The sequence below is a fragment of the Alicyclobacillus cycloheptanicus genome (genome assembly GCF_028751525.1).
GTDB lineage: Bacteria > Bacillota > Bacilli > Alicyclobacillales > Alicyclobacillaceae > Alicyclobacillus_L > Alicyclobacillus_L cycloheptanicus.
The window spans coordinates 2,674,654-2,686,569 of record NZ_CP067097.1 but is presented as its reverse complement, the minus strand read 5'-3'; the positions used below and the strand labels follow the sequence as shown (position 1 = coordinate 2,686,569).

Annotated in this window: 10 protein-coding genes and 1 riboswitch; of the genes, 5 read left to right on the top strand and 5 right to left on the bottom strand. The window is 57.2% G+C overall.

The annotated features are described in order from the left end of the window. Positions 1-54 precede the first annotated feature (54 nt). The 3 genes from JI721_RS12325 to JI721_RS12315 all read right to left on the bottom strand — a co-directional run bounded on the left by JI721_RS12325 (position 55) and on the right by JI721_RS12315 (position 4,201). Positions 55-1,533, bottom strand: a complete 1,479-nt coding sequence (locus tag JI721_RS12325; RefSeq protein ID WP_274457839.1) for an aldehyde dehydrogenase family protein — start codon at positions 1,531-1,533, stop codon at positions 55-57. A 256-nt stretch (positions 1,534-1,789) separates the two neighbouring features. After that, positions 1,790-3,028: an MFS transporter gene (locus JI721_RS12320; RefSeq protein ID WP_274455173.1), complete on the bottom strand. Its 1,239-nt coding sequence runs from the start codon at positions 3,026-3,028 to the stop codon at positions 1,790-1,792. A gap of 252 nt (positions 3,029-3,280) precedes the next feature. Next, the gene (locus JI721_RS12315) at positions 3,281-4,201 is read right to left on the bottom strand and encodes an ornithine cyclodeaminase family protein (protein ID WP_274455172.1); all 921 of its coding nucleotides are present in this window, start codon (positions 4,199-4,201) and stop codon (positions 3,281-3,283) included. 158 nt (positions 4,202-4,359) lie between these two features. Here JI721_RS12315 and JI721_RS12310 point away from each other — a divergent pair, with 158 nt between their 5' ends. From JI721_RS12310 to JI721_RS12295, 4 genes are all read left to right on the top strand, one after another. Next, positions 4,360-4,563 carry a DUF1653 domain-containing protein gene (locus JI721_RS12310; protein ID WP_274455171.1) on the top strand — a complete coding sequence of 68 codons (204 nt, stop codon included), beginning with the start codon at positions 4,360-4,362 and terminating at the stop codon, positions 4,561-4,563. Between the two features lie 107 nt (positions 4,564-4,670). Then, complete coding sequence (locus tag JI721_RS12305; RefSeq protein WP_274455170.1) at positions 4,671-5,345, top strand: LytR/AlgR family response regulator transcription factor; 675 nt, start codon at positions 4,671-4,673, stop codon at positions 5,343-5,345. 163 nt (positions 5,346-5,508) lie between these two features. Next, entirely contained in the window at positions 5,509-7,026 is a 1,518-nt protein-coding gene (locus JI721_RS12300) for an acetyl-CoA hydrolase/transferase family protein (RefSeq protein WP_274455169.1), read from the top strand. A gap of 94 nt (positions 7,027-7,120) precedes the next feature. Continuing rightward, positions 7,121-7,870, top strand: coding sequence for a sulfite exporter TauE/SafE family protein (locus tag JI721_RS12295; RefSeq protein ID WP_274457837.1), 750 nt, complete (start codon positions 7,121-7,123; stop codon positions 7,868-7,870). A gap of 7 nt (positions 7,871-7,877) precedes the next feature. Here the strand turns inward: JI721_RS12295 and JI721_RS12290 are convergent, their stop codons facing one another. Further along, entirely contained in the window at positions 7,878-9,089 is a 1,212-nt protein-coding gene (locus tag JI721_RS12290; RefSeq protein ID WP_274455168.1) for an MFS transporter, read from the bottom strand. Positions 9,090-9,453: 364 nt separating this feature from the next. Next, positions 9,454-9,539: riboswitch (cyclic di-GMP riboswitch) on the top strand. A gap of 113 nt (positions 9,540-9,652) precedes the next feature. On the opposite strand from JI721_RS12290, the gene JI721_RS12285 reads away from it, so the two are divergent. Next, positions 9,653-10,228 (top strand): hypothetical protein, encoded by a 576-nt coding sequence (locus JI721_RS12285; protein ID WP_274455167.1) that lies wholly within the window; start codon positions 9,653-9,655, stop codon positions 10,226-10,228. A gap of 128 nt (positions 10,229-10,356) precedes the next feature. Here JI721_RS12285 and JI721_RS12280 read toward each other — a convergent pair whose 3' ends face one another. Next, on the bottom strand, positions 10,357-11,712 hold the full coding sequence (locus JI721_RS12280; protein WP_274455166.1) for a beta propeller repeat protein: 1,356 nt from the start codon (positions 11,710-11,712) through the stop codon (positions 10,357-10,359). Positions 11,713-11,916: the final 204 nt, after the last annotated feature.

Below are 11,916 nucleotides of genomic sequence, written 5' to 3'. Positions count from 1 at the left end.
GCAAGTTCTGGTACACACTACGCCGCCGTCCCGCCGTTTGTTGACGGAACAACGTCATTCCGGAATGTAGGGCAGCTCCAACATTTTCGGCACGTTAATGACATGTGTCTCGACATAGGACAACAGGCCCTCTGCACCGTACTCTCTGCCGACCCCGGACTGCTTGACGCCGCCAAACGGGAAGCGGACATCCAGGCCTTGAACCGCAGCCGTATTGATCATCGTCGTGCCGGCCTCAATGCGGTGGGCCACCCGAATCGCCTCCGCTTCTTCTCCCCACACCGAACTGGTCAAACCGTAGATGCTGTCATTGGCGAGGGCAATCGCCTGCTCTTCGGAATCATACGGAAGAATCGGCACCGTTGGACCAAACTGCTCCTCCACGACAATCGGGTCGTTGTATCCGCACCCGAGCACCAGTGTGGGCTGCATCAGGTAGCCCTTTTCAAACAGCTCCGGGTCCAGCACACGCCCCAGCTTGATGACCTCCGCCCCGCGGCTCTTTGCGTCGTCAATCAAACGCTGCACGTATTTGACCTGCCCCGGGTTGTTCACCGGCCCCACGGTGACCTCCGGGTTGAACGGGTCACCGACACGAATCCATTTGTTGGCCGCCTCAATATACTTCTCAACGAACCGGTCGTAAATCGAACGATGCACATAGACGCGCTTCGCAATCATGCAAATTTGCCCGGCGGTCAGGAAGTTGGAGATCACGATTCTCCGCATCGCCCGCTCATCGTCCACGTCGAAGCTGGGCAGAATGATGGCGGCATCATTGCCCCCCAACTCCAGCGTCATGTGCTTGATGGTATCCGCTGCAGCCTTCATGATGGACTTCGCGGTCTTCGTCCCCCCGGTGAACGCGATTTTGGCGACTTTCGGATTCGACGTCAGCTCCACGCCGACATCCGCTTCGCCATGCACAATGTTCAGCACCCCTGGCGGAAATTCTGACGCGATGATTTCCGTGACCTTCGTCACCGTCAGCGGCGCAAACGGGCTCGGTTTGAGAACCATCGTGTTGCCGGCCAGAAGTCCCGGCGCCATTTTGATGGTCGACAAGGAAATCGGGTAGTTCCAGGGGGTGATGGCCGACACCACGCCGATGGGGTCGCTGCTGATGATGGTTTTGCCGCCGTCATGTTCCTGTACCTTGTCTTGCAGCAGCGCCTTCGCGGTGTCACACGCATACTCCATCCACATCAGGGAGACACCAAATTCGCCTTCGGCGTCGTACAGCGGTTTGCCGTGTTCGCGCGAGAGAAGGCGTGCCAAATCCTTCGTTTCATCCTTCAACCTCTGAATCGCCTTTCTCATGCGCTCGATGCGCTCATCGACGGAAGACCACTTCCACGTTGCAAACGCGTCATAGGCTGCGTCAATCGCCAGCACCGCGTCTTCCCTTGTGTTCAATGGCGCGTAGCCGACCACTTCTTTCGTATCGGACGGATTTTCACGTGGATAGTTTTTCGCAGCTAGAGACGCCTTCCCATTGATAAAAGCGTGTACCTCGATTGGATCCCATGACATGTGCAAGCCCTCGCCTTCTGGATTTCGGTTCTCCACAACTGTCAGAATCCCCATGGGCAGGTGAAATATGCCCGTCCACTGCCACGTCGCGCATACCAAAAACGCCGCTCCAAACGACCGTCCGTTCGAAGCGGCGCTTCTTGTCCTCGTACTTTGTCGCTGCGCTGCGGCAGACACCGTGTGGCGGGCCTGACAAACAGCGTCTTGGTACAACTGCATGCCGTGCTGCCTGCGTTCGGTGAAGACGTAATGAAATCTACTCCAGTGTCGTCCCTTTCGACTCACGCCAGAAGAACACCCAAATGGTGACCAGAACCGACGCGATGGCGACGGAGTATGTCATTGAGGAGGCCAGTCCGCCGACGCTTGGCGCGATAGACGAGACAATCAACGGAACCACGGCTCCGCCGAGCGCAGCGCCGAAGTGATAGGTCGTCCCCTGTCCCGTGGAACGAACACCAGTGCTGAAGTGCTCCGCAATGTAGGTCGGAATCGCTGCCCACACCCCGCCGATGGAGAACAACCCAATCAGGAAGGTGAAGACCGTGCGCAGCGTATTGTTGTCAATGTGCAAGAACAGGAACGAACACAACAGGGTACAAATGCCGGATATCGCAATGGTCCATTTGCGGCCAATGAGGTCGGAGACCCAGCCGCCGACAACATTGCCGATGATGCCAGCGACATTCAACAGAATAATCGTATCCGCTACGGTACCTGCGGAAAAATGTCCACTGCTCTTCAACAGCGTGGCGTAGAACGTGTTAATGGGATATGTAACCGCAAACGCCAACAGCGAGATAATCCCTGCATGGACGGTGCTCCACGTATGCCCGGATGTGAACAGCTGCGAAATTGGGATGGACCGACGGCCGCGCTCTTCAAGCTGAGTCTTCCACTTTGCGGACTCCGGCACTTGCCACCAGATGAACAGGGCCACCAGGACCGCAGGGATGCAAGCGATATAGAACATCGCGTGCCAGCCGAGATCGGTGTACCAGCCGCGGTAAATCAGTGCCGCAAAAATGTAGCCAAATGAAAAACCGGATTGCATAATGCCCGAAGCCAGTCCACGCCATTTGGCCGGCATGAGTTCCATCAGCATCGGTGTACCGTTGGCATACATCGCGCCCATGCCGATGCCGTACAAAATTCTTACCAAGTAAAGCAACGTAAATCCAATGGAAAACCCGGTCAGGAGTTCAAACACAGAGAACCAGAAGATGGACAAAATTAAACTGGCCTTGCGGCCCCAATAATCTCCCAACAGTCCACCCAAAAATCCGCCGCCCAACCGGGCAAACGTCGTGGCAGACGAAACACCTGCTGCCAATGTCAGCGGTACGTTGTAATCCTTCATGATGTCGACGAGCACGAATGTCAAAATGGAAAAGTCCATGGCGTCAAATGCCCACGCTAAACCAACACCGACCATCGCCTTGATTCCGTTTTGCCTGGATGCCGTGCCAGTCTTTGTTTCAATGATAGCCGACAAATCCCCTCACTCCTTATTTATGATGTCAGTTACCCGCCACCCTCCTATGATAACGCATACAGCGCCCTGTTACATAACGTCCTAGTAAGTTAGAAATTGTTAGAATTTGCGCCCGCATTCGGTTGCACAAAATTTATGGCAACGTCACAGAAACGCCAATCGTTTTTAACATGACTTTAACATTGCCTTGTTACACTCTCTTCGATTCATACCTGCCCATTTGACCAGCTTCGGCTGGTCCTTTTTGTGTGTTCACATCTTCATCAATTCTTGCGCTGCGACCACCTCGGTGGCGGCTAAGCCCACAGAGCAAAACAGCGTGATGTCCTCCGTGGACGTTCTGCCAGTCGCCCGGCCGGTGACGAGGTCAGCCAGCGACTGAATGCGGTGTTCGTGCGGGGTACCCACGAGAAAGTGCGGTGTGGCATAGGCCCGCAGTTGTTCCAGCGAGTCGGTGGCAATCACCGCACTCACATCCGCCGCCGCAAGGGGCACCTCGTGACGATTGACCGACTTCGGCCCTACGGTATTGATATGCATACCTGGTTTGAGATCATCCATGTCAAACACGGGCGTATCGCTGTTCGTGGCGCAAAGCAAGATGTCCGCATCTTCGATGCAGGCGCGTGACGAATCGGCAGCCGAGACGTCGACATGGAGTTTCTCGGCCATCTCTCTGGCGAATGCTTCGCGGTGTTCCCGATGACGGCTGTACACCTTCACCCGCTGAATGTTCCGCACAGCGACCGCCGCCGCCAACTGCGTTCTGGCCTGAACGCCAGTGCCAATGACGGCGACTTGCTTGGCATCCACCCGAGCCAGCGCTCGAACTGCGGCCCCGCCGATGGCTCCGGTGCGAATGGCGCCGAGCAGATTCCCAATGACAATCCCCTGGAACACCCCGGTGTCCGAATCAAATACACAGACGAGCTGTTCATGCCCATCCACATCGTTGTCATAGGTGTCGTACACGCGAAAGCCAATCACCTTGTCGAAAGCGGTCGCAGCCCCCGCTGTGAAGACCAAATCCCCCTTCTCCGTCGTCACGCGAAATCGCGGCGGCGCGACAAGCGTACCGTTCGCCTCCTCCCGCAGACAGCGTTCGATGGCTTGCACCATGCGTTCCATCGAAGCCAGTTGTTCAATGTCTTGGTCGGTGAGTATTTTGTACATCGTCTCGCCCATCCCCCGATTGACCTGGCGTTGGTACCTATCACCATGGTAGCATTCAGCGCGGACGCCGGAACACAGAGGATGGACACGATGGTCAGAATCGCATACGCTTGAAATCAGAACGACGATGAATGCTGAGATGGGGGACGACTTTGGACATGAAATACCGACACTTCAAGGGCGCGGTTTACGAGGTCATCGGTGAAGCGCTGCACTCTGAAACCGAGGAGCGGCTGGTCCTCTATCGCCGGGTCGGAAGTGAGCAGATCTGGGCTCGGCCCTACGACATGTTTCACGGAATTCATGAAAGCGGCGTGAAGCGGTTCGTGGCATTCGATGCGTCGGAAGACGAAGAGGACTGACCGATGCCGCGATCCAAGTCGGCCGTATGGAATGCACAAGGCGGCGGAACACTCGAAACCTACGCAATCTCGAAGCCGACACCATGCTGAAGCGGGGGGTGAACGCAGTGAACCATGACGCGCTGCTCAAGCAGCTCCCAAAACTGCTGCAGGACTGGATTCCCGACACGGCGTCCATCGCTGTCGCCAACAGGCACAGATACATCGCCTACCGCCCGGGTGCCCATGACCTGCGCATCGTGCCAGGGGAAGCCGTGCGTCCCGGCAGCATCGCGGAGCGTGTGTTTGCCAAGCGCGATCGCGTTGAATCTGACGTCGACTCGTCCGTGTTCGGCATCCCCTACCATGGGCTCGGCTATCCTTTGCAATTGGACAACGGAGTGGAATCTGCCGTCGCGGTGATTCTCCCGCCGCAGTCACGTGCAACACCCGCGTCACCGCCGCAGCCGTTGTCCTACCTGATGGGCCACGCAAACGGCGTCTGGCGGCCCATCCCCGTCGAAGCCGTGGTCTACTGCGAAAGCTACGAGAAGAAAACCTGGTTCTATACGCAAAGGGACGCGTTCACGACCAGCCACACCCTTCAGGCGCTGTCTCAGCGGCTGCCCGGTGACCACTTTCTGCGAATTCATCGGTCCTACATCATCAACGTCGGATGTATCGACTATATCGAGCGAGACGAGCGGTCCAACCTCATCGTCACGCTGAAAAACGACAAGGCGACACGCCTGCCGGTTGCCCAATCCTACGTCCGCCACGTTCGTCAAACCCTCGGTTTTTAGCAAAAACGCCTCGTGTTTCGTCAGGAATAATCCCGTTTCATCCGCATATACCGCGTTCTGTCGAGGACCGGAGACTGCCTGCGAGCAGCCACGTTATAGTATTCACAGAAATCGCTTTCGACAAGAACAACGAGGAGAAGGACAACAACGAGGTGATCTGTGAATGGACGAACAGCGAATTCGTTGCAGCGATTTGCGTGCACGGGTGCTCAGCGCTGACGAAGCACAGGCCTACATTCGGGACGGCATGACCGTGGCTGTGAGCGGCTTTACGAAGTCCGGCGACGCCAAGGCCGTTTTGCAAGCGCTCGCAGCGCGTGTCCAGCGCACCGGCGACCCCCTGAAGATCAACCTCCTCTCCGGCGCCTCGCTGGGTGAAACCGACGCGATCGCCGCCAAAGCGGGCATCATCCGGTCCCGCGCGCCGTACCAGTCGGAACCGGTCTTGCGCAACAGCATCAACCGGGGCGAGGTCAAGTACACGGACCAACACCTGAGTCACACCGCGGAATACGTTCGCAGCGGCTGCCTGGGCGAGATTGACCTGGCCATCATCGAAGCGACTGCCATCACGGAAACGGGCGGCATTGTCCCGACCACATCCGTCGGGAACAGCCCCATTTTCGTCGAGCGGGCGAAACAGGTCATCGTCGAAATCAACGTCAACACACCTGCCGAGTACGAAGGCTTGCATGACATCTACCTGCCGGCCGGTCGGCCGAACCGGGCCCCCATCCCCATCACGCGCCCAGCCGACCGCATCGGTACACCCTACATTCCCTGCGACCCGGCGAAAATCATCGGCGTGGTGTTCTCGACCCTTGCCGATACGCCGTCCAGTATCGTCCCTGCCGATCACGACACGCAGCGCATGGCCGAGTACATTCTCGAGTTTTTCGATCACGAGGTCCGCCACGGCCGCCTGCCGAACCACCTGGCCCCGCTGCAGAGCGGTGTTGGTTCGGTGTCCAATGCGGTTCTCAGCGGGCTGGCGGCGAGCCGCTTTGAAAATCTGGAAATCTACACGGAAGTCATGCAGGATGCGGTGTTCGAACTGTTCGGCGCGGAGAAAATCGCGTTCGCGTCCGCGTCGTCGTTCACCCTGTCGCAACGGATGGCACGACACGTCAATGACAACCTGGCCCGCTACCGCGACAAGCTCGTGCTGCGCCCGCAGGAAATCTCCAACCATCCAGAAGTCGTTCGCAGGCTCGGCGTGATCGCCATGAATACGGCGCTCGAGGTTGACATCTACGGCAACGTCAACTCGACCCACGTGAATGGCACACACATGATGAATGGCATCGGCGGGTCCGGGGACTTCGCCCGCAACGCGGGGCTGACCATCTTTGTCACCAAGTCCATCGCGAAGGGCGGACGCATCTCGAGCGTCGTGCCGTTCGTGCCGCACGTGGACCACACGGAGCACGACGTCGATGTGCTCGTCACCGAACAAGGCATCGCCGACGTGCGGGGCCTTGCGCCGCGTGACCGAGCCCTCACCATCATCCAGAACCTGGCGCACCCGGACTATAAAGAGGCCTTACTCGAGTACTTCAAGCGAGCTTCCCAGCACGGCGGACACACGCCGCACCTGCTGACGGAAGCACTCCGCTGGCACCAGCGGTATGTGGAAACCGGCGATATGCGTGTGCGGCAGCTTGCCAAGGTGACGGGGTAGCCTTGGCAGCCTTTTGAGCGTAACATAGACGAATATCGGAGGTGCCGCTGCAGGCGCACACGAAGTATACAGAGACTAGGAATGAACCCCTTTGATGATTATTGTGACGATGCTGGTCCTCGGCCTCATCCTTGGCTTTGTCGGCGCCGGCGGATCCGGCGTGATCATCGCCATCTTGACGACGGTGTTCGGGTTTTCGATTCACACCGCACTGGGCACCTCGCTTCTTGCGATGGTGTTCACGACCATTTCGGGCACGTTCAGCCACATCCGCGAGGGCAATGTCGTCCCGAAAGCCGGCGCCGCCATTGGCGCCTTCGGAGCAGTAGGGGCTTTTGCAGGTGCGCACATTGCGAACCGCATCCCGGCGCACGACTTGACCTGGCTGACCTCGTGCATGCTGTTTGTCTCCGCGCTGCTGCTGTGGGGACGCATGTTTCTGTACAAGAAACAAACATCCGAGACTGATGACCGACTCAACCTGCACGGCGTGCGGTTCTGGGTCTCAGCCATCTGTCTCGGACTCGTGACGGGCCTGCTTTCAGGCACATTTGGCATCGGGTCGACACCATTCATTCAGATTGGACTGCTGCTGTTGTTTGGCATGTCCATCCGCCATGCAGCCGGGACCACAATGCTGGTGATTTTGCCGATCGCGCTGTTGGGTGGAATCGGCTACCTGTGGAACGGCTACGTCAATCTCACGTTGCTCGCGGAAGTGGTCATTGGCACCATGATTGGCAGTTACATTGGTGCGAAATTCACCAAGCGCCTGCCCCCGCTCCTGCTTAAAATCGCGATGGTCACCGTCCCGACCATCGGCGGACTGTTGCTGCTCGTGTAAATCCGCTTCAGTCTGTCAACACCTTGCCCCGGGTCTCCGGGAACACCCAGACCAGAATCGCCATGACGACAAAGAAGATGGACGCCGTCGACAAAAGCGTACCGAACCCGACAGTTGTTGCAAGCGCCGCGACGACCAGCGGCATGAAGAAGGTCAAGCCGCGTCCAATATTAAACACACTGTTGGACACGGTGCTGCGCACAGGCCCCGGGAAGACCTCGCTGAAAATCGGCCCCACCACGGCCGTGCCGCCGCCGCCAAAGCCGATGAAGAACATGCAGATGAGGAGTACCGCCGTGTTGCCCGTCCAGAACAGGGTGATGGGAACAACCGCCGCCGCCTCAATGATTTTATACACCGCCAGCACCTTCCGGCGCCCAAACCGGTCGGCAATAAAGCCGGTCGACGTGTAACCGAGAAATCCGCCGACGTTTAAGAGAATCAGCCACAGGGCACTGTGCCCAATCGTCATGTGGCGCTGCGTTTGCATATAGGTTGGGAACCACGTGGTGAGCAGCCAGTACCCCGTGAATTCCAGCGTCATCAAAATCAATGCGGCAAGGGCGTACCACGGGGTTTTCCCTTGGAAGATGAGACGCAGCGGTACACGCGCAACCTTGCCCACTTCCCGGTTCTTCCACACATCCGATTCCGGAACCCCGGCAAGCACCGGCAAAACAATCAGTAATGCGATGACGGCGGTACCGAACGTCAAACGCCAGCCCAGGTGCGGTGCGACGAAGGCGCCAATGATGTACGCCAGAATGATGCCGACAGACAAACCGGAATGCATCACGGCACCAAAGCGGCCGCGCAACTTCGCAGGGACGGTCTCCGCCAGCAGGCTCTGGCCGACACCCCATTCGCCCCCTACGCCAAAGCCGGTGACGGCCCGCGCAAAAATCATCCAGCCGTAGGTTTGCGTAAACATCATCAAAATCCCGCCGATACTGTATAACGTGATGGTAATCATCAGTGTCGGCTTGCGTCCAATCTTGTCCGCGACAAAGCCAAAGAAGATACCGCCAAGCCCGGTGAACATGAGCGACAGGGCAATCGCTTCCGCTGTCTGATTGGTCGTAAAATGAAGCTGTTGGCTCATGGGAATCATGAGGTACGTGAAGAGAACAAAATCGTAGAAATCAAAAATCCACCCCAACGTCGTTGCCAAAAGAATCCTGCGGTGCGTTGACGTGATACTCGCTGCATCGCGCAACATGGTTCATCTCTCCCTGTGACTGACTGTGATAGATGCGCGTTCCATTATACTACTGGAGGCGATGGTCATGGAAAATCAATACAAGAAGCGTCATGTGAGTCTTCAGCCTTTGTCGCGTCACCGCCAACACGCCTTGGTCATGGCACAAACCTTACTCAGGTAAGAACAAGCGCCGAAGGACATTCGAAGCAAGTTCTCGGAACATTTCTCCGCCCAGGCCGCGGACTCACTGCAACTCCGTGTCTTCGGCGTTGATCACCTCCGCCATGTACGGGTATCCGCGTGTGTGGGACAGTGATGGGACGTGTGGACAGTCAGGAGGAATTTGTCGTTCACATGTCGAAAGAAAGGGTAGAACATCATACATCGCTCAGGGCAAAGCTGTGGAAACGCAGTGACGCAAAGCTACAGGGTCTTCGGCACATCGTGCCATGACAGCCAGCTGCCGAACCGCACAGCACCCTTTCACGTGGTGCGTTTTATTTTTTAAACAACGTACGGGATTGGGAACGGCCTTGACGGGTGTTGGTTCGAATCACACTGGGAAAGAGAGGCGCGAGCACATGATGAGAAAGACGGTTGTGTCTGTCATGACCATCGGGGCAGTCGTATTCGCGACAAGTGCAACGGTGCTGGCAGCACCGAAAACGACCCATTCTCCCGTCAAACATCAAACGGTGCATCAAACCCTATCCAAAATCACCAAACCTTCCAGCACAACGACGCACAAAACAAGCAACAAGGCACCGGCACAGGACAGCCATGTCCCTTCAAAAAGCGGCAGCAAGCACCCGACGACACAAAAAAACATCATCTCGGACGGTACCTATGTGGATAATCTCACGCAACTTGGTGTCACAATTCATGGAACCGTGAGGGTCGACGACAACGGAACACAGTCCACCGGAACGGATAACGTCATTTACAAAGGGAAGCACTACACGATCACCTTTGACCAATCCCTTTCCGGTGACGACATCACGGGCGGAACTTACACAACGAAGGGTCCAACGGGTGCAGTCAAGACCGTTACACTGAGCGGACTGAAAGTGCCCCTCGTACGGAATGGCAACCATTTAACACCGTCCGTATCGCTGCTTACCGTTGCGGACATCACAAAGCAAGTCCTGCATCAGTAGAAAAATCCTGAATCCAAGGACAAACTGGTTCACGAAAAGGCATCTGGTCCCATCCTGGATGCCTTTTTGGATGCCAATTTTCGAGAGGTAAACAGGTCGCGTCGTGTCATCGTGGTCTTGTCATCGCATCAGCTGCTGCTTTGCCAGTTCCGTCCGCCGTCTGTCGATTTTTCCACCACGGCTTTCCCGCTTTGGTTCTGACCCACCAACCAAATGCATTGACCGTCCGGTGACGACATGGCCGTCGGCATCTCATCCAGGGAGAACGTGTTAGGCGAACCGACTGGAGAAGACAGCAGAACGCTGCCGTTTGGTTGAAGCACATAGAAAGTCGTTTCCGTGATGTGGTCAGGGTCAACCCCTGCGAAAAGGATGTCGCCGTTCGTCAGCAGCGTAAACGGCCCAGGCTGCAGCGACAGCACGGCTTGGTGGAGCGGCTCTTCGTTCCCGTAATCGGCAAAGTATGCCTCATCGCAGAGCGCGTTCCACGTCTGTCCGGCGTCATTCGATTCATAGAGTACATACGCCTGTTGGCTCATGGCCGCGTCCGCACCATAGAAATAAGCGGCAACGTGCCGGCCAATCGCTTGTACCTGCACCTGCCAAGGGGCGCCTTTCTTGATGGGAGCCGCAAACACCTGCGTCCAGGACTGCCCGCCGTCTGTCGTCTTGTAAATCACGCCGGTCCTGGTTGCCGCGTACCATGTGCTGTTATCCACCCCCGCAACGGATGTCACAGACGCTGGCGGCGTTCTCTTCAGCCAACCGGAACCGGAATCCCCCGCAGCCCAAACCACACCGTTTGATACGAAGACGACGTTCCCATCCGGAAGCATCGAGACGTCTTCCATTGGAACGCGCCCCATCGCCGGCGTACGGCTGCCATCAAATTCAGCACGAAAAAAAGTGCTCGCCGACGCACCAAAACTCGCCAGCATGGTATCCTTCGTCCATGCCCAGGCCATAACATTGTCCTGTCCCTGCACGGTCTCCTGCGTGGATTGAATACCAACCACCGGCTCGGCAGCGGTGTAAACCGGCGTCCACGTATTTCCACCATCCAGCGTTTGATAGATGGTTCCGTTCTGACTCGCCACAAATCCAAGCTTGTCCGTCACAAATGACACCGCCGTCAATGGCCCCGGATTCTGCTTCGATAACGGACGCGCCGCCGGCGTCCCTGGGGACGTTCCGACGGAATTGGCGCCAGAGGTCGACGGGACCTTTGACCCACTCGAACCAGGCGTATTTCCATTCGCGTCATTCGTCGGCGTTCCGACAGAAGGACCACTGGGATGCCCGCTTTGCGTTGTATTGGAAGATGGATTTTCGATGACTTGTCCACCTTGGGTATCGTTGTGAATGATTTTGACCTGTCCGGCCGGCGGATTGGTCCGAGGCGTCGCGCTTAGGGGCGATTTTCCACACCCGGCGACGACCACACAAACAGCGATTCCGACGAGGACGGCGAAAGGCCTTCTCATGTTGTTCCCGCTCCTCTCACTGATAAGACGGAGAAGCCGCCGTAGATGTTACACCGATCACGAGCCCACACGGACTGTGTCATCCCGGCCGTTTAACCGACAGCGTATGAGAAAGCCCGCCATCGGCAAAGGACTGCACCGCATTCGGCCCAGTGTGCCGCAGCCAGTAAAGTGGATGCCCATCGCCTTGGGCATCCACTTCCT

What these genes read in the sequence shown, in the direction of transcription:
- JI721_RS12325 (WP_274457839.1), bottom strand. Translation starts at nt 1,533, where the DNA reads ATGTCATGGGATCCAATCGAGGTACACGCTTTTATCAATGGGAAGGCG.
- JI721_RS12315 (WP_274455172.1), bottom strand. Translation starts at nt 4,201, where the DNA reads ATGTACAAAATACTCACCGACCAAGACATTGAACAACTGGCTTCGATG.
- JI721_RS12310 (WP_274455171.1), top strand. Translation starts at nt 4,360, where the DNA reads ATGAAATACCGACACTTCAAGGGCGCGGTTTACGAGGTCATCGGTGAA.
- JI721_RS12300 (WP_274455169.1), top strand. Translation starts at nt 5,509, where the DNA reads ATGGACGAACAGCGAATTCGTTGCAGCGATTTGCGTGCACGGGTGCTC.
- JI721_RS12295 (WP_274457837.1), top strand. Translation starts at nt 7,121, where the DNA reads ATGATTATTGTGACGATGCTGGTCCTCGGCCTCATCCTTGGCTTTGTC.
- JI721_RS12290 (WP_274455168.1), bottom strand. Translation starts at nt 9,089, where the DNA reads ATGTTGCGCGATGCAGCGAGTATCACGTCAACGCACCGCAGGATTCTT.
- JI721_RS12285 (WP_274455167.1), top strand. Translation starts at nt 9,653, where the DNA reads ATGATGAGAAAGACGGTTGTGTCTGTCATGACCATCGGGGCAGTCGTA.
- JI721_RS12280 (WP_274455166.1), bottom strand. Translation starts at nt 11,712, where the DNA reads ATGAGAAGGCCTTTCGCCGTCCTCGTCGGAATCGCTGTTTGTGTGGTC.